22 protein-coding genes and 1 pseudogene are annotated in these 22,120 nt (G+C 66.6%); 7 read left to right on the top strand and 16 right to left on the bottom strand.

Annotated features, from left to right (window positions below; genetic code table 11):
- Positions 1 to 106 precede the first annotated feature (106 nt).
- Positions 107 to 1,153, bottom strand: a complete 1,047-nt coding sequence (locus ACTOWJ_RS12595; protein WP_441334966.1) for a rod shape-determining protein — start codon at positions 1,151 to 1,153, stop codon at positions 107 to 109.
- 443 nt (positions 1,154 to 1,596) lie between these two features.
- Between ACTOWJ_RS12595 and ACTOWJ_RS12590 the strand changes: the two genes are divergently transcribed.
- Both ACTOWJ_RS12590 and ACTOWJ_RS12585 read left to right on the top strand, forming a co-directional pair.
- The gene (locus tag ACTOWJ_RS12590) at positions 1,597 to 2,529 is read left to right on the top strand and encodes a carbohydrate kinase family protein (RefSeq protein WP_441334965.1); all 933 of its coding nucleotides are present in this window, start codon (positions 1,597 to 1,599) and stop codon (positions 2,527 to 2,529) included.
- Positions 2,530 to 3,095: 566 nt separating this feature from the next.
- A pseudogene (locus ACTOWJ_RS12585) lies at positions 3,096 to 3,155 on the top strand (DUF6053 domain-containing protein); the annotation flags it as partial.
- Positions 3,156 to 3,213: 58 nt separating this feature from the next.
- Here the strand turns inward: ACTOWJ_RS12585 and ACTOWJ_RS12580 are convergent.
- The 5 genes from ACTOWJ_RS12580 to ACTOWJ_RS12560 form a co-directional block, all read right to left on the bottom strand.
- Positions 3,214 to 3,693: a GNAT family N-acetyltransferase gene (locus ACTOWJ_RS12580; RefSeq protein ID WP_441334964.1), complete on the bottom strand. Its 480-nt coding sequence runs from the start codon at positions 3,691 to 3,693 to the stop codon at positions 3,214 to 3,216.
- 182 nt (positions 3,694 to 3,875) lie between these two features.
- Entirely contained in the window at positions 3,876 to 4,610 is a 735-nt protein-coding gene (locus tag ACTOWJ_RS12575) for a glycoside hydrolase family 25 protein (protein ID WP_441334963.1), read from the bottom strand.
- A gap of 142 nt (positions 4,611 to 4,752) precedes the next feature.
- Positions 4,753 to 5,499, bottom strand: coding sequence for a hypothetical protein (locus tag ACTOWJ_RS12570; RefSeq protein ID WP_441334962.1), 747 nt, complete (start codon positions 5,497 to 5,499; stop codon positions 4,753 to 4,755).
- Positions 5,496 to 6,473, bottom strand: a complete 978-nt coding sequence (locus ACTOWJ_RS12565; protein WP_441334961.1) for an alpha/beta fold hydrolase — start codon at positions 6,471 to 6,473, stop codon at positions 5,496 to 5,498. The genes ACTOWJ_RS12570 and ACTOWJ_RS12565 overlap by 4 nt, the downstream gene beginning before the upstream one ends.
- A 24-nt stretch (positions 6,474 to 6,497) precedes the next feature.
- The gene (locus ACTOWJ_RS12560; protein ID WP_441334960.1) at positions 6,498 to 8,462 is read right to left on the bottom strand and encodes a M1 family metallopeptidase; all 1,965 of its coding nucleotides are present in this window, start codon (positions 8,460 to 8,462) and stop codon (positions 6,498 to 6,500) included.
- Positions 8,463 to 9,036: 574 nt separating this feature from the next.
- Between ACTOWJ_RS12560 and ACTOWJ_RS12555 the strand changes: the two genes are divergently transcribed.
- Positions 9,037 to 9,780 (top strand): 3-oxoacyl-ACP reductase family protein, encoded by a 744-nt coding sequence (locus ACTOWJ_RS12555; protein WP_441334959.1) that lies wholly within the window; start codon positions 9,037 to 9,039, stop codon positions 9,778 to 9,780.
- Positions 9,781 to 10,001: 221 nt separating this feature from the next.
- Here ACTOWJ_RS12555 and ubiE read toward each other — a convergent pair whose 3' ends face one another.
- Positions 10,002 to 10,766, bottom strand: coding sequence for a bifunctional demethylmenaquinone methyltransferase/2-methoxy-6-polyprenyl-1,4-benzoquinol methylase UbiE (gene ubiE / locus ACTOWJ_RS12550; RefSeq protein WP_441334958.1), 765 nt, complete (start codon positions 10,764 to 10,766; stop codon positions 10,002 to 10,004).
- Positions 10,767 to 10,918: 152 nt separating this feature from the next.
- On the opposite strand from ubiE, the gene ACTOWJ_RS12545 reads away from it, so the two are divergent.
- Both ACTOWJ_RS12545 and ACTOWJ_RS12540 read left to right on the top strand, forming a co-directional pair.
- Positions 10,919 to 11,389, top strand: coding sequence for a GNAT family N-acetyltransferase (locus tag ACTOWJ_RS12545; RefSeq protein ID WP_441334957.1), 471 nt, complete (start codon positions 10,919 to 10,921; stop codon positions 11,387 to 11,389).
- 124 nt (positions 11,390 to 11,513) lie between these two features.
- Positions 11,514 to 12,176, top strand: coding sequence for a DUF2306 domain-containing protein (locus ACTOWJ_RS12540; protein WP_441334956.1), 663 nt, complete (start codon positions 11,514 to 11,516; stop codon positions 12,174 to 12,176).
- Here ACTOWJ_RS12540 and ACTOWJ_RS12535 read toward each other — a convergent pair.
- Positions 12,153 to 13,280: a helix-turn-helix domain-containing protein gene (locus ACTOWJ_RS12535; protein ID WP_441334955.1), complete on the bottom strand. Its 1,128-nt coding sequence runs from the start codon at positions 13,278 to 13,280 to the stop codon at positions 12,153 to 12,155. The genes ACTOWJ_RS12540 and ACTOWJ_RS12535 overlap by 24 nt on opposite strands.
- A 109-nt stretch (positions 13,281 to 13,389) precedes the next feature.
- Between ACTOWJ_RS12535 and ACTOWJ_RS12530 the strand changes: the two genes are divergently transcribed.
- Both ACTOWJ_RS12530 and ACTOWJ_RS12525 read left to right on the top strand, forming a co-directional pair.
- Positions 13,390 to 13,845, top strand: a complete 456-nt coding sequence (locus tag ACTOWJ_RS12530; protein ID WP_441334954.1) for a nucleoside deaminase — start codon at positions 13,390 to 13,392, stop codon at positions 13,843 to 13,845.
- Between the two features lie 273 nt (positions 13,846 to 14,118).
- A complete protein-coding gene (locus tag ACTOWJ_RS12525) occupies positions 14,119 to 14,592 on the top strand; it encodes a GNAT family N-acetyltransferase (protein ID WP_441334953.1) in 474 nt (157 codons plus the stop codon).
- 143 nt (positions 14,593 to 14,735) lie between these two features.
- On the opposite strand, the gene ACTOWJ_RS12520 is transcribed toward ACTOWJ_RS12525, so the two are convergent.
- The 8 genes from ACTOWJ_RS12520 to lptM all read right to left on the bottom strand — a co-directional run bounded on the left by ACTOWJ_RS12520 (position 14,736) and on the right by lptM (position 22,031).
- Positions 14,736 to 15,209: a DUF2269 family protein gene (locus ACTOWJ_RS12520; RefSeq protein WP_441334952.1), complete on the bottom strand. Its 474-nt coding sequence runs from the start codon at positions 15,207 to 15,209 to the stop codon at positions 14,736 to 14,738.
- A 4-nt stretch (positions 15,210 to 15,213) separates the two neighbouring features.
- Positions 15,214 to 16,530 carry an SDR family oxidoreductase gene (locus ACTOWJ_RS12515; RefSeq protein ID WP_441334951.1) on the bottom strand — a complete coding sequence of 439 codons (1,317 nt, stop codon included), beginning with the start codon at positions 16,528 to 16,530 and terminating at the stop codon, positions 15,214 to 15,216.
- Between the two features lie 398 nt (positions 16,531 to 16,928).
- Complete coding sequence (gene hslU / locus ACTOWJ_RS12510) at positions 16,929 to 18,302, bottom strand: ATP-dependent protease ATPase subunit HslU (RefSeq protein ID WP_441334950.1); 1,374 nt, start codon at positions 18,300 to 18,302, stop codon at positions 16,929 to 16,931.
- A 114-nt stretch (positions 18,303 to 18,416) separates the two neighbouring features.
- Positions 18,417 to 18,968 (bottom strand): ATP-dependent protease subunit HslV, encoded by a 552-nt coding sequence (gene hslV / locus ACTOWJ_RS12505; protein ID WP_441334949.1) that lies wholly within the window; start codon positions 18,966 to 18,968, stop codon positions 18,417 to 18,419.
- A 193-nt stretch (positions 18,969 to 19,161) separates the two neighbouring features.
- Entirely contained in the window at positions 19,162 to 20,058 is an 897-nt protein-coding gene (gene xerC / locus ACTOWJ_RS12500) for a tyrosine recombinase XerC (protein ID WP_441334948.1), read from the bottom strand.
- A gap of 56 nt (positions 20,059 to 20,114) precedes the next feature.
- Positions 20,115 to 20,798 (bottom strand): DUF484 family protein, encoded by a 684-nt coding sequence (locus ACTOWJ_RS12495; RefSeq protein WP_441334947.1) that lies wholly within the window; start codon positions 20,796 to 20,798, stop codon positions 20,115 to 20,117.
- A complete protein-coding gene (gene dapF, locus ACTOWJ_RS12490; RefSeq protein WP_441334946.1) occupies positions 20,795 to 21,667 on the bottom strand; it encodes a diaminopimelate epimerase in 873 nt (290 codons plus the stop codon). Before dapF ends, ACTOWJ_RS12495 begins: the two co-directional genes overlap by 4 nt.
- A complete protein-coding gene (gene lptM / locus ACTOWJ_RS12485; RefSeq protein WP_441334945.1) occupies positions 21,660 to 22,031 on the bottom strand; it encodes an LPS translocon maturation chaperone LptM in 372 nt (123 codons plus the stop codon). The genes dapF and lptM overlap by 8 nt, the downstream gene beginning before the upstream one ends.
- Positions 22,032 to 22,120: the final 89 nt, after the last annotated feature.

The following is a 22,120-nucleotide window of genomic DNA, read 5'->3' as shown; positions in this document are numbered from 1 at the left end:
CGCGCGCCTGCCAGATACTACGGACATTAACGCCTGAAAGCGGAGGGAACCAGACGCGGCAAACGGGTTCTTGCGATTCCCGGCTCCCGCGTCCCCGGTCCCGGCTTCATTCCGGCGCGAAAAACTCGTTGCCGTGCATGTCCACCAGTTCCAGCGCACGGCCGCCGCCGCGCGCCACGCAGGTCAGCGGATCGTCGGCCACCTGTACGTGCAGGCCGGTTTCCTCGCTGATCAGGCGGTCCAGATCGCGCAGCAGCGCGCCGCCGCCGGTCAGCACGATGCCGCGCTCGGCGACGTCGGCGCACAGTTCCGGCGGGGTCTGCTCCAGCGCCAGCTTGATCGCCGAGACGATGCCGGCCAGCGGTTCGCGCAGCGCTTCGAGCACTTCGTTGGAATTGATCTGGACCATCTTCGGCACGCCCTCGGCGAGGTTGCGGCCGGAGATCTCGATGACCGCCGCGCGTTCCTGCGGGTAGGCGCAGCCGATCTCGATCTTGATCCGCTCGGCCGTTGCCTCGCCGATCAGGGTGCCGTAGGTGCGGCGCACGTAGTTGATGATGGACTCGTCGAAGCGGTCGCCGCCGATGCGGACCGACGCGGAGTAGACGATGCCGTTGAGCGCGATCACCGCGACCTCGGTGGTGCCGCCGCCGACGTCGACCACCATCGAGCCGCGCGCCTCGGTCACCGGCATGCCGGCGCCGATCGCCGCGGCCATCGGTTCTTCGATCAGATAGACCTCGCGCGCGCCGGCCTCTTCGGCCGATTCCTTGATCGCGCGGCGCTCGACCTGGGTCGAACCGCAGGGCACGCACACCAGCACGCGCGGGCTCGGGCGCAGGAAGCGCGATTTGTGCACCTTGCGGATGAAATGCTTGAGCATTTCCTCGGTGTAGGTGAAGTCGGCGATGACGCCGTCCTTCATCGGCCGGATCGTGGTGATGTGGCCGGGGGTACGGCCGAGCATCTGCTTGGCCTCGCCACCGACCGCCGCCACGGTGCGGTTTCCGCCGATCAACCGGTCCTGGCGCACTGCGACCACGGACGGTTCGTTCAGGACAATCCCTTGCCCACGCACATAAATTAGGGTGTTCGCCGTGCCCAGGTCGATGGACAGGTCATTGGAAAACATGCCGCGAAACTTCTTGAACATCGGGGGATTGGGCCGTTAAAAGTAAGGGCGAGGCGGGGGCGTTAGCCTAGCAACCGCCCCCCCTGCGAGCAAGGAAAATCAACGGTTTCGCTGCGGCCCGGCTGTTCAGCAAACGGCCGCGGCGAGCGCCGGACACCCTGGGGATAACCCTAGGTACAACCCCTGGGTCGCCGACGTCCGACCGACCCCGGCGGTGCCGATCCCGGTCCCGGCCCGGCCGCCTCTTCCGGCCCGGCGGCGGGCCTGCGCCGGAACCGGCCCGGTGCCCCTCGCAACTTCCCCGATCGCCCGGCATCCTCGGCCCGGCGGCGTTAAAAAACTGGCCGCCCGAGCGCCCAGCGGCTACCCTACGCCGCCGGGCGGTCTCATACCGCCCGCTTTTGCGTTCGCCCATCGCGCGCGCAATAACGACGATTCCAATAAAAATCTCTCGGGGTGAACCAATGTCTGCGCTGATCTGCGGCTCGCTGGCCTACGACACCATCATGGTGTTTCCGGACCAGTTCAAGAACCACATCCTGCCGGACAAGGTGCACATCTTGAATGTGTCGTTCCTGGTGCCGCGCATGCGCCGCGAGTTCGGCGGCTGCGCCGGCAACATCGCCTACAACCTCAAGCTGCTCGGCGGCGATCCGATTCCGATGGCCACCGTCGGCCAGGATTTCGGTCCGTACCGCGAATGGTTCGAAGAACAGAAGATCCGCCTTGAGTGCGTCAAGGAAATACCGGAGCTGTTCACGCCGCAGGCGTTCATCACCACCGATCACGACAACAACCAGATCACCGCGTTCCATCCCGGCGCGATGATGCGTTCGTACGAGAACCACGTGCGCGACGTTGCGGGCGTGACCTTCGGCATCGTCAGTCCCGACGGCCGAGAAGGCATGATCCAGAACGCGACCGAATTCGCCGAACTGGGCATTCCCTTCATCTTCGATCCGGGACAGGCGATGCCGTTGTTCAACGGCGAAGAGTTGCGTCATTTCATCGACCAGGCCGACTACGTCACCGTCAACGATTACGAATCCAACCTGCTGCAAGAGCGCACCGGCTGGAGCGAGAACGACATCGTCAAGCGGGTCAAGGCCTACATCACCACGCGCGGCCCGCACGGCTCGCAGATCCACACGCCGGAAAAGACCTACGACATTCCGCCGGCGCACGAACGCCGCGTGACCGATCCGACCGGCTGCGGCGACGCGTTCCGCGCCGGCCTGATCTTCGGCATCGAGAAGGGTTTCGACTGGCTGACCATCGGCCGCATGAGCAATCTGATGGGCGCGCTGAAGGTCGAACACCCGGGCACGCAGAACCAGCGTTTCGATTACGAAGAATTCGCCGAGCAGTTCCGTCAGCAGTTCGGTTACGCGCTGTAAGACAGGATTCGGAATTGGCGATGGAAGAAACCGGCTTCGGCCGGTTTTTTCTTATCCGGCCCAAGCCGTTGCAGGAGCGGCGCGAGCCGCGACCAACCGAAGTAAACGTACGTAAGCGCAGTAACCGAAGCCGACATCGCCCGCTGGTCGAGCGGAGGCATGGGGTGCTGTGGCTTCGGGGGAATGAGTGGTATTCGGCTACTTCGGTTGGTCGCGGCTTGCGCCGCTCCTGCAGTCTGTATCGACGCGACGCAGCGGCGGGCTTGGCGAAGGCCAGACACTTCGGCCGATTCTGTTTGTCCGGCCCAAGCCGTTGCAGGAACGGCGCGAGCCGCGACCAACCGAAGTAAACGTACGTAAGCGCAGTAACCGAAGCCGACATCGCCCGTTGGTCGAGCAGAGGCATGGGGTGCTGTGGCTTCGGGGGAATGAGTGGTATTCGGCTACTTCGGTTGGTCGCGGCTTGCGCCGCTCCTGCAGCCTGTAAACCGGGCGGCGTGGATACGGTTTGCAGTCGCGCGGGATCCAGTCGCGTCATTGCATGAATACCGAAATACGCCTGAGGAATCGAGGCGATCTCGGCCAAAAGCGTCGGGCCTGAAGGCCCTCCCACAAAGGCTTCGCGACTTCCGTCTGCTTTCGTGGGAGGGCCTTCAGGCCCGACGCTTTCATCGCGCGCATCGCTCACAAGCGCTTGCGAAACACCGCCACATTCACTCCGTGCTGCGGCGTGGTATCGAGATATTCCCAACCCAGCCGCCGCATCAGGCTGCCGGCGGTCGCGGTGCCGGCATAGAGGGCGCGGTGGCCCAAGCGCATCGCCTGCGCCTCCAACGCGGCGATCAATTGCGCGCCGATGCCACGTCCGCGCCACGGCGGCGCGACCAACCCGGCCGCCACCCAGGGCGTGAACTGCGGATACGCATCGATCGATTCGGCCTTGAGCGCGGCGACTCCCACCACTTCGCCGTCGAGCACGGCGACCATGCCCACCGGCAAGCTGTCGCGGCCGCAATACGCGGCCAGATCGCGCGCCGCATCGCCCGGACCCTGCGCGCCGTAGTACTGCGGCCATTCGGCCTCGAACAAGCGCAGCAACGGCGGCAGCGCTTCAGCGTGGTCGGCGAGCAGGGCGATCCGCGGACGCAGCGGCGCGGCGCTCACGTGGCCGCTCCGTCGCGCATCATCGGATCGAACCGCGATACGGGCGGTGTTCCGGCAAGCCTTGCGTGCGTGAATCCGTTCCAACGATGCATGCGCGCATCCAGACGGGAGGACAGGTTCGATCTTATCGGCGAACGCGCGCGTCCGGCGCAGCTGCGGTTTCGCAGCGAGTCACAGTTCGCTCATCGCGCGTCCGCCGAGCGCGCCGCATTGCGCCACTGCTGGAACGCCGCCGCATCGCCGGCGTACACGTTCAAATCGACCGGCCCGGCGATACCGTCGACGCGGGCGCGGTTGTGGTACTGCCACAGCGTCCAGACCGCGTGCGCATCGGGTGCGCGGACGATCGCGCGGCGCCACAGCGGCCGTGCCGGCAGTGCCTCGCGATAGGCGTCGAAGAATTCCGGCGTCACATACAACAAGGCTTGTTTGCCGTACGTCGCTTCGGTTGGCGCCAGGAACGCGTCGAGCTGCGCGCGCAGCGTCGCCGCATCCCGGCGCAGGCCGCAATTGCCGCCGAATTCCAGATCGACCGCCGGCGGCAGCGCATCGACCTGCACCGGCACCGCGCCAATGAAGTTGCGCGCCTGCTCGGCGCCGTCGCGGCAAAACGTGAAGAAGTGATACGCGCCCACCGCGATTCCGGCCGCGCGCGCCTGTCGCCAGTTCTCGGCGAAACGGTGGTCGCGATGATCGCCGCCTTCGCTGGCCTTCAGATAGGCGAACGCAACGTCGTCGCGCGCGACCGCGGGCCAATCGATGGCGCCTTGGTGATGCGATACGTCGATGCCGCGCAGCGGGTAGCGCGCGCGATCTGGTTGCCAGTGCAGGAACAGCCACCATGCCAGGGCGGCGAGCATCGCCGCCGCCACCAGCGCCGCTACGGTCCAACCGGCGATCCTTCGCGCTGTTTTCATCACTGCATCCTATGGCGAGCGGATCGAGGAGCGTCGGGGCTGAAGCCCCTCCCACAAAAAACCTCGTAGCGACGGAATCTCTTGTGGGAGGGGCTTCAGCCCCGACGCTTTCCGAACAGCAGCCGATATCAACCGCGCGACCTTACTTCCAACCCGGCAACTTTTCCTGCTTCAACCCGCCCACCTCGAACGTCGCGGTGCGCGTGCCGCCGGCCTTGACCGGGAACTCGATCGACAATTCCTTCGCGTCCTTGAGCATGCGCCACAAGCCGCGCTCGTCTTCCACGAACATGGCGATGGCCTCGTCGGTCTTGGGGCGGCTGCCGGCCATGGTCCTGGCCTTGCCGTCGATGCTCACCTTGAGCTTGCAGCCGCCGTAGCAATTGAAATCGCCGACCTGCAAGACGAGATAACTGCTGCGACCCCAGTCGGGATGGTCACGGAAGATCAACTGCACCGGGCGCGGGATGCTGCCGTCGGTTTCCACATTCACCTTGGCATAGATCGAGGCCGACAGTTGGGTGCCGCTCTTGCCCTTGGCCAGTTTCACCGGGGTGCTCATGTACGACCACAGCGATTCCACGCGGCGCTGTTCGCGCTCGGCCTTGGCCTTGGTGCGCGCCTCTTCGTATAGCGGGCGGATGCGGTCGGCGCTGGGCGTGCCGGCGAAACGCGAGGTCACGATCTCGCCGTAGGCCGCGGCCATTTCCCAGTTCTTCTGGCCGTAGGCGGTGTCGAAGTTCTTGGCTTCGACCGCGGCGGCCTGTTCCTGCTTGGCGGCCTTGGCGGCTTGCTCGATCTTGGGATCGGGTTTCTGGCAACCGGCGAGGATCATCGCGGCGGCGAGCAACACGCTGGCGAGCAACACGGTGGCGTGGCGGGTATTCATCGGGATCGACCCTCGGCTATCAGTTGGTTCACCGCGTGCGCGGCCTGGTCCGGACGCTCGACGATCGACATGTGTCCGCAGCCGTCGAGCAATACGCGCTGGGCTTGCGGCAGCTGCGCGGCGTACAGATCCAGTGCGCTGGCGTCGATCACCGCGTCTTGTTTGCACCATAGCAGCAAGGCCGGCTGGCGGATGCCGGCGGCCTCGATGCCGGGCAGGAAACGCTGATCGCCGCGGCCGATTTTATCCAGCACGGCTTGCTCGAAGTCCGCATCGCGCTTGCGCCGGCCGATGTAGATGCGATCGGCCGGCCACGGAATGACCGGCTTGGCCGCGTCGTCGTAGAACACGATATCGATGTAGCGCTGCAGCGACGCCGCGTCGCTGACCGCGAACGGATTCTTGCCGCTCAACACCGCCAGGCCGAAGGCGTTGTCCTGGAAACGCACGCCGGCCGCGTCGAACAGGCCGAGCCGGTCGACCGCGCGCGGATGCCGCGCCGCGGTCAGCGCGACGATGCCGCCGCCCATCGAATGGCCCAACAACACCACTTCGCTGCCGGGCGTGCGCGCGACCTGCTCGATGAATCGCGCGATGCGGTCGTTCTGCGCGATAAAACCGTAATCATCGCCGGCGTGACGCTCGCTCTCGCCCCAGCCCGGCAGATCGGGAATGAACAACCGATAGCGGCCGCGCAGCCGCTGCGCCAGCGGATACCAGTTTTCCTTGCTGCCGGTGAAACCGTGGATCATCACCACCGTCGGTGCGTTCGCCGGCGCGTCATCGTTGTAGGCGTAGACCCAACGGTGATCGTCGATCTGCGCCGCATTGCGGGTGAGTCCGGCCTGGATGCGCTGGCGCGCGTAATCGGCCAGCACCACGCGGTAGGGATCCAGCCATAGCCAGACCAACAGTACGCACAGCAAAACGGCCGCCACAGCGGCGACCGTTTTGATGATGCGACGCAGGCTCATGCGCTTGCGCTCCCGGCGGCCGGCTTACTGCGCGCCGGCCGCGGCGGGGTTCTTGGCCTTGGCGATCGCCGCCTCGACCGAACCGGTGGTGATCGGGTGGTAACCCGGCTTGGCCTTGGCGAAGGTGCCCTCGGCCAACTTCAAGCCTTCCGGCGTTTTCACCAACTCGTTGTAGGTCGGCATGATCAGCTTGCGCCGGCCGATCGTCGAAAGGAACGCCGCAATCGCGGTATCCGCCTGGTGGTAACCGCTGCGCACGGCCAGCGGATACCAGCGCTGGGCGATTTCGCCGTTGGGCGTGCCGGTGAACTTGTACGCCGCGTCCAGGGCCCTGAGTTGATCGACGCTGAGTTTTTCCGGCATGCCTTCGATGAAGTGCACCCATTCCTGGGTGGTCCACTTGCCGGTCAGCGCCGCGTCGGGCAACGCGCCGCCGTCGACCCAGGCCTTACGCGCGGCGTCGACGGCGTCGAAACGCGGCGACACCGTGGCCGGCGCCGACTTGGGCACGCCCGGGCCGTAGATCCACTCGTCGAGTTCGGCCTCGCTGACCTTGCCCGGATGCTTGGCCAACAGATTGGCCTTGGCATATTCGACGAACTTCGTGGTCGGAATGCTCTGGAACGCGAAGTGGTCGAAGTAACCGCGCAGGAACGGATCGAACACTTCGCGGCCGTAGCGCTGTTCGAGGAATTGCAGGAACCACGCGCCCTTGGTGTAGACGGTGGCGCTGCTGGCCTCGTCGGGATCGGTGAGCGTGCCCGGCTTGAGCGCCAGCGCCTGTAGCTTCGGGTCGATGGTCTTGAACTCGGCGGCCAGCTCGTTGCGGCCGATCACGTTCTCCATGTCGGAACGCTCCTTGCCGTACAGCGCTTCGACGATGCGGTTCTCGACGTAGCTGGTGAAGCCTTCGTTGAGCCAGGAGTCCTTGCTGCTGCTGAAGGTCACCAGGTTGCCCGACCAGCTGTGCGCCAGTTCGTGCGCGACCAGCGACACCAGCGACTTGTCGCCGACGATCACCGTCGGGGTGGCGAAAGTCAGGCGCGGGTTCTCCATACCGCCGTACGGGAACGACGGCGGCAGCACCAGGATGTCGTAGCGCTCCCAGCGGTAGGGGCCGTACAACTTCTCGGTGGTCTCCATCATCTTTTCGGTATCGGCGAACTCGGTCGCGGCCTTCTTGACCATGCCCGGCTCGGCCCACACGCCGCTGCGGTTGGAGATCGGCTGGAACACCAGGTCGCCGGCCGCGATCGCGAGCAGGTACGACGGGATCTTCTGCGGCATCTTGAATTCGTAATCGCCGTCGCGCGCCGCTTTAGGATCATTGTCGGCGCTCATCAGCACCATCGCGTCCTTGGGCGCGGTGACGTGCGCGGTGTAAGTGAAGCGCACGCTCGGCGTGTCCTGCAGCGGCACCCACGAACGCGCGTGGATCTGCTGCGACTGGCTGAACATGAAGGGCGTCTTCTTGCCTTCGGTCATCGACGGCTCCAGCCACTGCAGGCCCGAGGCGCCCGGCGAGGTCGCGTAGCTGACGCGGATGCGTTTGTTGCGCGCCGGCGTCTGGATGGTGAGCTTGCTGCCCAGGGTCTTGTCGGCGTCGGCCAGGGTGAACTGCAGGTCGGTCCACTTGCCGTCTTCGCGTTCGCCGACGATCTTTTCGATCTTCAGATCGCGCGTGTCGAGCACCAGTTCGGTGGCCTTCGTGTCGGTCCACTGCAGCGTGTAGGTCGCGCTGCCGGTCAGGGTCTTGCTGGCGAAATCCACCGCCAACAGCAGGGCCAGATCGTCGATGCGCACCCGGTCGGGCTGGGCGTAGGAATGCTCGTCGCGGTCGGCCGCGGCTACGGTGGTGTCGCTCACGTTGGCCTCCGGCGTCGCGGCGGGTTTGGACGAATCAATCGCGGGCGCCGCGGCATCGCGCGAGCAACCGGCCGCGGCGGTCAGGGCCAGGGCGAGACAGACGGTGAGAATCGAAGAACGCATGGGACGGACCACGGCAGCGGGTGAAGCGCCGAGTGTAGCGCCTGGCTCCGCGGCGGGGCTTGTGCATGTTGGCCGATAGGGCGGTCGCGGCTACTGGCTGCCGCCGCGGGAGAGGCTTCGGGTATTGGGGAAGGGGCTTGGTGTTGTGGGAGAGACATCGGTTGTTGCGGGAGCGGCTCGGTGTTGCGGGAGAGACTTCGGTTGTTGCGGGAGTGGCCTGGCTTATGTGGAAGATGCATGGGTTGTTGCCGGAGCGGCCTGGCTTATGTGGGAGGGGCTTCAGCCCCGACGCTTTTCGGTCAGCTGATTCGGATTCGGACAGGTCTGACCGAAAAGCGTCGGGGCCGAAGCCCCTCCCACAAAAGCTGAAGCCCCTCCCACATAAGCCAGGCCCCTTTCGCAACAGCCGCGGCTTCCGTCAGAGCCGAAGCTCCTGCCGCGAAATCCGTTTCCTTCCACATGAGCGCCATGACTCCACCCGCGCGATACGCATCGTCCTACCGGTGCGGGCTACGCAACGGCCGGCAATGCGGTTAAGTTTCCCGCATTACTTCCATAATTCGGAACTTCAGACATGTCTCTTCCTCTCGCAGGCAAAGTGGCTCTGGTGACCGGCGGCAGCCGCGGTATCGGCGCGGCGATCGCGCGCCGCCTGGGCGCGGACGGCGCCGATGTGGTGCTGACCTACGCCAGCTCGGCCGCGCCGGCCGAAACCGTGGCCGCCGACATCCGTGCCGGCGGCCGGCGCGCGCTGGCCGTGGCCGCCGACAGCGCCGATCCGCAGGCGGTGATCGCGGCGGTGGAACGCACGGTCGCCGAGTTCGGCCGCATCGACATCCTGGTCAACAACGCCGGCGTGTTCGCTTACGGCCCGTTCGAGGAAGAAACCGCCGAAAACTACGAACGGGTGATGGCGATCCATGTCCGCGCGCCGTTCGTGGCGGCCCAGGCTGCTTCCAGACACCTGCCGCGCGGCGGTCGCATCATCACCATCGGCAGTTGCCTGGGCGAGCGCGTCGGCGCGCCGGGAATGGCTTTGTATTCGTTGAGCAAGGCCGCGGTGGTCGGGCTGAGCAAGGGCCTGGCGCAGGACTTGGGCAAGCGCGGCATCACCGTCAACACCGTGCAGCCCGGTCCGATCGACACCGACATGAATCCGGCCGACGGCGAAGGCGCCGATCATCAGCGCGCGGGATTGCCGCTCGGCGAGTTCGGCAAGGCCGACGACATCGCCGCGGCGGTGGCGTATCTGGTCGGACCGGGCGGCGCGTTCGTCACCGGCACGCAGCTTTCGGTGGACGGCGGGTTTTCGGCTTGAATCATCCGCCTTGAACTGTTCCCTCTCCCGCTTGCGGGAGAGGGCCAGGGTGAGGGCGCTTTGGCAACGCCGTTCGCGCCTGCGGCGCTCTTCCCCTCACCCCAACCCCTCTCCCGCAAGCGGGAGAGGGGCTTTCGGGAGGGGACGGTCGGCCAAAACGCAACGCGCCGGGAACCTTGCGGTCCCGGCGCGTTTTTTTGCATTCACCGCAAAGCGTCGGATCAGACTTTGTACCCGGTATGGATCGCGCAGATACCCGCCGACAGATTCTTGTAATCCACCCGCGCGAAACCGGCTTCGCCCATCATCCGCTTGAGCTCGTCCTGCGGCGGATGCTTGCGGATGCTTTCGGCCAGATAGCGGTAGCTTTCGCTGTCGCCGGCGAACAACTGGCCCAGGCGCGGCAGGATGTTGAAGGAGTGGAAATCGTAGATCGGCTTGAACCAGTCGGCCTTCACTTCCGAGAATTCCAGCACCCGCGCCTGGCCGCCGACCCTGAGCACACGCAGCATCTCGCGCAGCGCCGCGTCCTTGTCGGTGACGTTGCGCAGGCCGAAGGCGATGGTGACCAGGTCGAAGCTCGCATCCGGGAACGGCAGCGATTCGGCGTTGCACTGCACGTACTCGAAACCCGAGACGCGGCCGCGATCGGTCATGCGGTCGCGGCCCACCCGCAACATGTCCTGGTTGATGTCGCCGAGCACGATCATGCCGCGGTCGCCGACCCGATCGCGCAGCAGCGCGGCGATATCGCCGGTGCCGCCGGCCAGGTCCAGCACCCGGTCGCCGCGGCGGACCTGCGCGGTGGCGGTGAAGTAGCGCTTCCAGACCCGATGGATGCCCAGGCTCATCAGGTCGTTCATCAGGTCGTAGTTGCCCGCGACCGAGGAGAACACTTCGCCGACCAGCTTGCGCTTTTGTTCGCGCGGCACGTCGCGGAAGCCGAAATGGGTGGTGTCGTCGGATTTTGGGTCGGATTCGCTCATGTCCGGATTATCGCACGGGGCGCCCGGGCCAGCCGATGAAGCGGCTGGTCGCGCGCGGACTGTATCGGCCGGACTGCCGCAAGACCCTCCCCTCGCACTAAGCCCGGAACAACAGCACGATCGGGCCTGTCCAGCGGTGGCATGATGAGGTCATGAGCGCGAACGTAACCTGGCAGGCCAAGGCCTACGCCGATCTCACCCTGGACGAGCTCTACGAGCTGCTGCGTCTGCGCTCGGAGGTGTTCGTGATCGAGCAGAACTGCGTCTACCTCGACCCCGACGACAAGGACCGCCATCCCGAGGCGGTGCATCTGCTCGGCCGCGACGCCGACGGCCGGCTGGCCGCGTATCTGCGCATCCTGCCGGCCGGGCTGAGCTACCCGCAGGTCAGTTTCGGCCGCGTGCTCACCGCGCCCTCGCACCGCGGCCAGGGCCTGGGCGGCCCGATGCTGGAGGCGGCGCTGATCGAAATTCAACGGCGCTGGCCCGACGCCGACATCCAGATCGGCGCGCAGTCGCACTTGCAGGCCTACTACGGCCGTTACGGCTTCCAGCCCTCGTCCGAGCCTTACCTCGAGGACGGCATTCCGCATATCGATCTGCTGCGCCCCGGTCGCGGCTGAATCCCGCCCGGCGGCGCCCGCCACCGCTTGTTCCGGGTCCGAGGCGTACGAATCCGCCGGTTCGGACGACTCGCACCATCGCCACGACCACGCTGAGGCCTCCTGAAACCTTCGGAGGTGCGGCATGTGGACTGGAGCGGTCTGGTTGCGACGGATGGCGGCGCTGCTGTTCGGCCTGGGTTGCCTGGCGGTGGCGGTGTACGCCTTTACCTTCTTCGCCGGCGACGCCAATCTGAACAATCCCTTCCACGCCCGCTTCGTCGTCTCCGGCTGGGACGTGCCCGGGCATCTGTTCGGCGCCGCGCTGGCCCTGCTGCTGGCGCCGCTGCAACTGCTGACCGGCGTGCGCCGGCGCTGGCCGCGGCTGCACCGGCTGGGCGGCGGCGTATACGCGGGGGCGATCCTGATCGCGGCGGTCTCGGCGCTGTCGCTGTCGCGCCATTCCCAAGGCGGCGCGGCCAGCGGTTCGGCGTTCGCGCTGCTGGCGGTGATCTGGGTCGGCTGCACCGCGATGGGCATCGGCTATGCGATACGCCGCGACTTCGTCAATCACCGCCGCTGGATGTTCCGCAGCGTCGCCCTGACCTCCTCCGCGGTGACCTTGCGGATCATGCTCGGAGTCGGCGCGGCGGCGATGCAGTGGCCGTTCCTGCCGGTCTACATCACCGCGGCCTGGGCCTGCTGGACCGTGAACCTGGCGGTGTGCGAACTGATCCTGCGCTGGCCGGCGATACGCGCGCAGCTGGCCGCGCGGTCTGGTCCGTCAGCCCTCGTCGCGCGAGGCTGAGACCGCGCCCGCGTGGTGTTGGCGATACGCGCTGGGCGTGAGGCCCGACTGGCGCTTGAACGCGGCGTTGAAGGTCGACTTGGAGGTGTAGCCGCAGGCGTAGGCGATGTCGAGGATGGTGCGCGTATCGCCGGCGTCGGCCAGACAGGCGCGCGCGGCTTCGATGCGCTGGCGATTGATGTAGTCCCAGAAGTTGCTCTGGAAACAGCGATTGATGACCTCCGAGACCAGGTATTCGGGGTAGCCGCTGCGCTTGGCGAGTTGGCCGATGGTCAGCGCCGGTTCGCGGTACAGCTGTTCGCGCGCCATCAGCTGCGCCAGCCGCGCCTCGACCGAGGGGAAACGCGGGTCGTCGGCGCTCGCGTGCTCGAGCTTGGCTTCCGCCGCCGGTTCGGGTGCCGGCTCGGCGGCCACCGTGACCTGATTCAAACTCAGATAACCGACCACGAACACCCAGGCCACCACCGCGCCGTAGATCAGCGGATAGTCGATCCAGGGAATCCGCGTCAGCCACTGCACGATCGCGATGCACCAGATCACGATCTGCGAGACCGCCATCGCATCGATCCAGCGCAGGGACATGCGATCGGCGTCCGAACGCCGCTGCAGCAGCCCGCGGCGGTAGCGCCGCACCCGCATCAAACCTGCGATCACGTAGCTCACGCTGTAGACGAACAACAGCACGTCCAGCCACGGCCGCCCCGGCCAATGGCCGCCCGCGCGCAAATGTTCGAAGAAGGCGCGACTCTGCGCCGCGTCCTGCCCGAACACGCCGACGTTGACGGCCAACGCCACGATGAAGCCCGACAGGTGCACGGCATCGCGGCGATCCAGGCCGCGTGCTTCGGTCAGCGCACGCACATAGAGATAGAACGCGCTGCCGTAGAGGAACGGAAACAGACTGACCAGCCGGTACGCCTTCAGCAGTTCCGGCGCGGGCCCGTGGAAATACGCCGCCTTGACCGCGAGATCGATGCCGATCAGCGCGACCCAACCCGCCAGCACCCGATTGGCCTGGGGATTGACCGGCCGCCGCCACAGGGCGAGCGCGAGCAGCGCGGCCTGGCCGACGCCGATCGCGAATACGAGACTCCAGAAGATCATGCGGTGCGGACCGGCGTGTGGCGGCGGACGCGACGATTATGCCCGCGCCCGCCTCTCGACCGCGCAGGGCCGGCGCGCCAGACTGCGCACCTGACCTCAGGAGTTCCGCATGATCGCCACCCCCGACTACCGCGCCCTGCTCGCCACCGCCGTCGCCGAGGCCCGCCAAGGCCTGGCCGAGGGCGGCATTCCGATCGGCGCGGCGCTGTATCACGACGACGGCCGTCTGCTCGGCTGCGGTCACAACCGCCGGATCCAGGAAGGCGACCCGTCGGTGCACGGCGAAACCGACGCCTTCCGCAAGGCCGGCCGCCAGCGCCGCTACCGCGACACGATCATGGTCACCACCCTGGCGCCGTGCTGGTATTGCAGCGGTCTGGTCCGGCAGTTCAACATCGGCACGGTGGTGGTCGGCGAATCGGTCAACTTCAGCGGCGGCGTGGACTGGCTGCGCGAGAGCGGCGTCAAGGTGATCGATCTGGCCGACCAGGAATGCATCGAATTGCTCGGCGGCTACATCGCCGCCCACCCCGATGTCTGGAACGAGGACATCGGCGAGGATTGATCCGCGCCGCTACGGCGCAACCAAGGGAAAGCAATTCCCACGTGCACCCTCGCGACAGGTTTGGCTTCAGCGTTCCGGCTGCCGACCGCGGGTACGGCGGCAGCGCAATCGAAACCGCAAGACTGCGGCGAAGATTCCGGCGACAGCGCGATCGCTTCGATCTGTCGCCTCGGCGCCGACGGCCCCGCGGTGTCGATCGTGCCATCGTCTAACCGCCGCGGGGCCGGTACATCTGGGCAAGCACCCGTGTGCGCGTGCAAAATCGGATTCACGATGCGCGTCCCGCCGGCTCCGCCACTGTCGATCCGCCCCTACCAACTCAGCGATTGGCCGCGCCTGTGCGAAATCCACGACCGCGCCCGCATGGACGAACTGCGGCTCAGCGCCGACGTCGCCGCGTTCCGCAGTCTGCCGCGCAGCGCGCACAGCGAAGGCTTGTTTCAGGACCGGCTCGACGTCGGCGAACTCGACGGGGTGGTGCAAGGTTTCGTCGCTTACCGGCGTAATTCGCTGAACTGGCTCTACGTGCATCCGGACTGCTACCGCCGCGGGGTCGGCCGCGCCTTGCTGCGCCATGCCATCGCGTTCTCCGGCCCGGTCTTCAGCACCCAGGCTTTGCTGGGCAACGAGCCGGCTTTGGAGCTGTACCGCTCGGAAGGTTTCGTCGAGATCGAGCGGCGTCTGGGACGACTGGCCGAGAGCGACGAGTTTCCGGCGATGGGCGTGATCCTGGAACGGCGACGCTGAAGGTTGCGGGTTGGTTCGGTGCGGATCCGTTGTTGATGGACTTGTTTGCTGTTGTTTTGGTGGAGGCGGGGTTTGGTACTTGGAGTTTTGTAGCTTGGGATGACTGCGGCGGAGCTAAGTCGCTTCGGTTGACTGCGGCAGGGCTACATCGCTGCGGTTGGCTTGAGCACCATCAGCCAGAAAATCGCCATCACGCTCAGGAACGCCGGCCAGCCCAGCCAGAACCACCAGCGCATGGTGCGGTGGTAGCTGTCGGGCAACGCCGTGCCGGCCGCCGCGGCCTGCGCGGCCAGACGCCGCGCGCGCGCCTGCAACCACAGCACCGGCAACCAGCACGCGCCGACCACGAAGAACAGCACCAGCGCGGTCTTGAGCCAGAACACCGTGGCCGGAATCCCCAGATGCAGCATCAGCCACACCCCGGTCGCGAACTGGACGATCACCGCCGGCGCGGTGAAGCAGGCATCGGCGATCACCACCGTGCGCGCGGTCTCGGCGATCACCTTGGCGTCGCCGCGCTTGTGCGCGATCCAGAAGAAGAACGCGATGCCCAGGCCCGTGCCGAACAGCAAGGTCGAAGACAGGATGTGAATCCATTTCACCCACAGATACGCCATCGCCTTATCTCCGATCCGCCAACACCCAGGCCACCGCGAGCGCGGGCAGCACCACCAGATTCTTCGCCAATCCGCCCAGCGGGTCCAACCATAGCGCCGGCAGCAGCACGCCGAAGGCCAACGTGTAGGCCAGCACGCTGATGCCCATCAGCCCGAGCATCCAGCGTGGACGCCAGCCGATCAACAGGCCCAGCGCGAGTACCGCATCCAAGCCCGCGGTGATGCGCGCCAACGCCACCGGCTGCAACCAAGCCATCGGCGAATCCGCCGCCAATGCCTGGATGGTCGCCGCGGGCGTGAGCCAACCGGCGAACACCGAAATCAGCCACAGCGCGACGATGGCCAGCCGCAGCGTGGGCGCGAGGAAATACAACTGCGCCTGCCAACGGTCTTGCACCTGGCTCGGCGTGGCCGCGAGCGCCTGGTTCAAATCGCGCGTGGCGTAACCGAAATCGGCGCGCAAGCGCGCATGCGCGTCGGGCGCGGTCACGTTGCCGCGGCGAAGCATCCGCCACATGGTTTCGCCGACCGGCCCACGGCCCAGGCGTTCGCCGATCGCGACCTGCAGGCTGACCAGCGACTCGGGAAACGCCACCGCGCCGTCGCCGTCGATTCGCAGCCAGCGGCGCCACGCGGCCTGATAGTCGCGCAGCGACAACGGCTGCTGACTGCCGATCTGGTAGATGCCGGTTTGATCCCCGGCCGCCGCGCGCGCGGCGATTTCGCCGAGGTCTTCGGCCGCGACCGGCTGCAAGGGCCAGCGCCCGTCCCCGGGCAGCAGATGACGGCCGGGAAACGCCGCCAGCGCGCGCAGCAGCGAGGTGCCGCCGTAGGAACCCGAGGCGGCGTAGACCACCGACGGACGCAGCACCACCGCGCTCAAGGGCAGTGCCAGCAATCGTTCGTCGAAACGGTGCTTGCTCGCGATGAAGCCGCCGTCGGCGGGCTCGCCCAGCGCCGATATCTGCACGAAGCGTTTTACCCCAGCCTCGACGCAAGCCTGCGCCAACGCCAGCGGCCCGTCGATATGGATGGCCTGGAAAGTTTGTTCGCCGGTCTCGCGCAGAATGCCGGCGACGTTGACGACGGCATCCACGCCTTGCAGCGTATCGCGCCAATCCGCCGGCGAGGTCATGCGCGCCAGATCGGCGGCACGTTGATCGGCGCGCAAGGCCGTGTCGCCGCCACGCACGCCGCGCAGAATGCGCCAGCCGTGGCGTTGCAACGCGGCGATCAAATAGCCGGCGAGGAAGCCGTTGGCGCCGATGACCAAGGCGGTGCGCGGTGGTGGGGTCCCTGGCGCGGGTGCGGTGTCGTCCATGGGCCGACACGGTAGCAGAGCGATGGGGATGGCGAACGGTTGCGCGGCGGAGGGCATCGTCGGCACCGGAACCGCTTCGCTGCGGCGCGTGTCGGACCTGAAGGCCCTCCCACAAGAAACCCCGTGGCGCTCAGTGCGATTGGCTTAGAAACAAAAGATCCCGTGGCCTCCAGCCGGTTTGGATTGGACCGGGACCAAACGAACTCATGGCTTCCCGTGGGCTTGGATTGGGCCAGAGCCAAAAGACCTTGTGGCTTCCAATGGGCTGGGACTGGAAAGCAAAAGACCTCGCCGCGGCGAGGTCTTTTGTGGGAGGAGCTTCAGCCCCGACTGCGTGTCGGCGGATCGCGGCGAAACCGGTCGGCCAGACGGTGTTCGACACAGACCATCACCAGCGATCAAAGAATGTAACGGCTCAAATCCGGATCCTGCACCAACTCGCCCAGATGCAGATCGACATACGCACGGTCGATGGTCACCGCCTGTCCATCGCGATCGGGCGCCTCATAGCTCAGCGTATCGAGCAGGCGCTCCAGCACGGTGTGCAGACGCCGCGCGCCGATGTTTTCCTGGCGTTCGTTGACCTGCGCGGCGATTTCGGCCAGACGGTCAACCGCATCCGCGGTGAACTTCAGTTCCACGCCCTCGGTCTTGAGCAACTCGACGTACTGCGTGGTCAACGCCGCCTTGGGCTCGGTGAGGATGCGCACGAAATCGTCCTTGCTCAACGCGCTCAGTTCCACCCGGATCGGGAAGCGGCCCTGCAATTCCGGAATCAGATCGCTGGGCTTGGCCAGATGGAACGCGCCGGAGGCGATGAACAGGATATGGTCGGTCTTGACCGCGCCGTACTTGGTGCTCACCGTCGAACCTTCCACCAGCGGCAACAGATCGCGCTGCACGCCTTCGCGGCTGACATCGCCGCCGCTCATGCCCCCTTCGCTGCGCTTGGCGACCTTGTCGATCTCATCGATGAACACGATGCCGTGCTGTTCGCAGGCCTCGATCGCGGCCTGGCGGATGTCGTCTTCGTTGACCAGCTTGCCGGCTTCTTCCTCGATCAGCTGCGGACGCGCGGCCTTGATCGACAAATGCTTCTTGTTGGTCTTGCCGCCGGACACCTGCGAGAACATCTGCCGCAACTGCTGGCCCATTTCCTCCATCCCGGGCGGCGCCATGATGTCGACACCGACGTTGACCGCGGTTTCGATCTCGATCTCGCGCTCGTCCAACTCGCCGGCGCGCAGTTGCTTGCGCAGCTTGGCCCTGGTGTCGCTGTCGGGCGCGCTGTGATCAACGGCCGGAGTTTCCGAACCGAAGCCGAAACCGCCAGGCACGCGCTTGGGCAACAGCGCATCGAGAATGCGGTCTTCGGCGCGATCCTCGGCCTGTGTGCGCACGCGCACCTTGGCCTGCTCGCGGTACAGCTTGACCGCGGTGTCGGCCAGATCGCGCACGATCTGCTCGACGTCCTTGCCGACGTAACCGACCTCGGTGAAGCGGGTCGCTTCGACCTTGACGAACGGCGCATTGGCCAACGTGGCCAGACGGCGCGCGATCTCGGTCTTGCCGACGCCGGTCGGGCCGATCATCAGGATGTTCTTGGGCATGACTTCATTGCGCAGATCGTCGTCGAGCTGCATGCGGCGCCAACGATTGCGCAGCGCGATGGCGACGGCGCGCTTGGCCGCGTGCTGACCGATGATATGTCGGTCCAGCTCCTGCACGATCTCGCGCGGGGTCATGGTGGCGTGGGTATTGTCGGGTTTCATGGGGGCCGGGATTCGTGATTGGGGATTAGAGATTGGCAAGAGCAGAAAGCAGAGCGGAATGACGGGGCGGATTCGCCCTGGCGAATCTCCAATTCCGAATTCCGAATCCCCGCATCAGAGCTCCTCCACCACCACATTGCGATTGGTATAGATACACACATCGCCCGCGATGCCGATCGATTCGGTCGCGATGGTGCGCGCATCGAGCTGCGTGTGCGCGATCAGAGCGCGCGCGGCCGAGAGCGCGTACATGCCGCCCGAGCCGATCGCGATGATGCCGTCTTCCGGTTCGATGACGTCGCCGGTGCCGCTGATGATGAGCGAGGTTTCTTTATCGGCCACCGCCAACAACGCCTCGAGTTTTCCGAGGCGGCGTTCGGTGCGCCAATCCTTGGCCAGCTCGACCGCGGCGCGGGTCAGTTGACCGTGCTTTTCGAGCTTGGCTTCGAACAACTCGAACAAGGTGAACGCATCGGCGGCGGCGCCGGCGAAACCGGCCAATACCTGGCCGTCGCGACCGAGCCGGCGCACCTTGCGCGCGTTGGCTTTCATGACGGTGTGGCCGAGCGTCACCTGGCCGTCGCCGGCCACGGCGACGTGTCCGTCGCGGCGTACCGAGACGATGGTGGTGGCGTGGAACACATTGGGATTCTTGCTCGGGTCCATTGCGGCCTCCGGGATACTGAATTCCTGGATGGGGGCGCGAGGCGGCGAGTCAAGCCCCCGAGGTAGCTGCGGGATACTCTTGAGGGAGGGGCTTCAGCCCCGACGCTCTTCGATCCGACGCAGCGAACTGAACGAAGAGCGTCGGGGCTGAAGCCCCTCCCGCAAAAGCCGGCGCGAATTCGACGCAGCACACTTACTCGCTGTCGCCCGCGCCCTTCTTGCGCTTGGCCCGCGGATGCGCGGCGTCGTAAACCTTGGCCAGATGCTGGAAATCCAGATGCGTATAGATCTGGGTGGTGGCGATGTCGGCATGCCCCAGCAACTCCTGCACGCCGCGCAGATCGCCGGAGGATTCCAGGATGTGACTGGCGAAGGAATGCCGCAACAGATGCGGATGCACGCGCTTGAACAGGCCTTGCCGCTGCGCCAGCTGGCGGATGCGCAACTGCACCGCGCGCGAGGTGATCGGGCCGCCGCCGCGGCCGGGAAACACCTGCGCATCGTTGGCCGCGCCAGTGGACGCGCGCCATTGCGCCAAAGCCTTGCGCGCATGCGAACCCAGCGGGACGCTGCGCTGCTTGCTGCCCTTGCCGAGCACAGTGACCAGGGCGTCGTCCAGATCCAGATCGCGCCAGCGCAGCGCGCACAACTCGCTCAAGCGCAAACCGGAGGAATAAAACAGCTCCAGCAACGCGCGATCGCGCAACCCCAGCGGCACGTCGGTCGGCACTTCGACCAGCGCCTTGGCCTCGTCGGGATCGAGCACCTGCGGCAGCTTGCGCGGCGCCTTGGGCGCGCGGATCGGCGCGGCCGGACTGGCCGGCAACGCGCCCTGCTTGACCTGCCAGGCGTAGAAACTGCGGCAGGCCGACAAACGGCGTTGCAGACTTTTAGCGGTGAGGCCGCGGCGATGCTCGGCGGCGATGAACGCGCGGATGTCCTCGACCTGCAGGCCCAGCACCTCGCCGTGCCCGTAGTGTTCGCTCCACTGGGTCAACGCGAGCAAATCGCGCTGGTAAGCGTCCAGCGTATGCGCCGACATGCGCTTTTCCACGCGCAGGTGGTCGAGGAAGGCAGCGACCGGATTCATGGCGCCGATCCTACCCGCTTCGTCCGCGTCGGGCATGCCGGACGCGGCGGCGACCGTCAGTCGAAGCGCCGCAGCGCCACCGCCAGCGACTCGCCCATCATGCGCAGGAACAGCGTGCCCATGCCCGGGAAGAAGCGGTTGGCGTCGCGGCTGCCGACCGCGATCAGGCCGATGCCCGGCAGCGGCAACAAGGCGCTGGATTGCACCTCTTCGGCGCGATCGCCGTACAGCACCACGTGCTTTTCCGGCTGCAGGCGGCCGCACAGCGGCTCGCCGTCGCCCAGCGCGTCGCGGAACGGCTGCAGGCGCGCGTCGCTTTCTTCGATGATCTGCAACCACTCGCCATCGGCCAGGCCGTCGTAGCGGCGGAACACGATCAGCCGCACCAGATCGCCGTTGAAATCCTCGGCCAGGCTGGCGGCCATCGCGCGCAGAGTGTCGGCCGGCGTGCTTTGGCGCATCAACGCCAGGGTCAGCTGATGGGTGCGCACGGCCAGCCGCTCGTTTTCCTGCGCGTTGCCGAACAGCTCGTGCAGGCGGCGGGAGAGTTCGCGGTTCTTGTCGCGCAGCACTTCCAACTGGTAGCTGGCCAGCGATGCGGCCGAACCTTCTTCGCGCGGCACCACCAGGCTCATCGACAGGTCGGGGAACTGCTGCAGGAAACGCGGATGGCGACGCAGCCAATTGGCGACGTCGTGTGCGCCGAACTCAGCCGGCTTGTCGCCGAGTCTATCGCTCATCGATTCCATTCTCCTTCGAATACGAATGCGGTCGGCCCCGACATCGACAAGGTGCTGTCGGCGTCGGGCCAGACGATGCGCAACTCGCCGCCGGGCAATTGCACGGCGACCTCGCGCTGAATGCGGCCGCGCTGCATCAGCACCGCCGCGGCGGCGCAGGCGCCGCTGCCGCAGGCCAAGGTCTCGCCGACGCCGCGTTCGTACACGCGCAGGCGGATGCGATCGGGCGCGATCACCTGAGCGAAGCCGACATTGGCCGATTCGGGAAACTCGGCGCTGGATTGCAGCATCGGGCCGATGCTTTCCACCGGCGCGGCATCGACGTCGTCGACCTCGATCACCGCATGCGGATTACCCATCGACACCGCACCGAAACCGATCACGGTGTCGTGCACGTCGAGCACGTACTGGTCCTGGCGGGTGGCGTAGCCGCGCAGCGGAATGCGCGCCGGATCGAACTCCGGGCGACCCATGTCGATACGGTATTGGCCTTGGCCCAACGGCCACACCACGTGGCGGCCGGCCGGACTGTCGACGGCGAAACTCCCCTGGATGGCCGTGCCCTCGCCCGCGGCACCGTCGCGCACCAGCCAGGCGGCGATGCAGCGCGCGCCGTTGCCGCACTGCTGCGAGGCCGAGCCGTCGCAGTTCCAGATGCGGTACGACGCGACCGCACCTTCGCTGAGCGGCGCTTCGATGGTGAGAATCTGATCGCAGCCCACCCCGGTGTGACGATCGGCCAGGCGGCGGCACAGCTCCGCGTCCGGCGGCGCCAAGCCGCCCCGCAGATCCAGCACGACGAAGTCGTTGCCGGCGCCGTGCATCTTGCTGAAACGCAGCGGCGCGTTCACGACCGCGGACTCAGCCATCGCCCTGGCCGGACGGGGTGGGTTCGGCGGGCTTGGCGCCGTCGCCGGACGTGCCGTCCTTGCCTTCCTCGGTCTTTTTGTCCTTGCTTTCGCCGTCCTGCGGCTCGGCCGGCGCCGGCAGCATGTTGTTCAGCGAAGGCGACGGCAGCGTGGTCTTGGCCTTCGGATCGGTCGCGACCGGCGGATCGTTGGCGTTGGAAATCGTCACCGGCACTTCGCCGGGCTGGGCGCGCGGCGCTTCCTGCGGCGCGGGCTGGGTCGGCAGGACCAGCGGCCCCTTGTTGCCGCAAGCGGTCAGGGCGAGGGTCAGCGCGGTCAGGACCAGCGCGGTCGGAATCCGGAGCGAGGCAGTGCGTGCATTCATGGGCCGAAGTGTAGCCCGCGAGGCTGACGGAAACGAACCCGCCGCGCCGGCCCGGGCGCCTGCCGGGGATACGCCGGTTCAGCCTGAGC

The organism is Lysobacter sp. CA199, from assembly GCF_052078715.1.
Lineage (GTDB): Bacteria > Pseudomonadota > Gammaproteobacteria > Xanthomonadales > Xanthomonadaceae > Lysobacter.
This window is presented reverse-complemented; position numbering and strand designations above follow the sequence as displayed.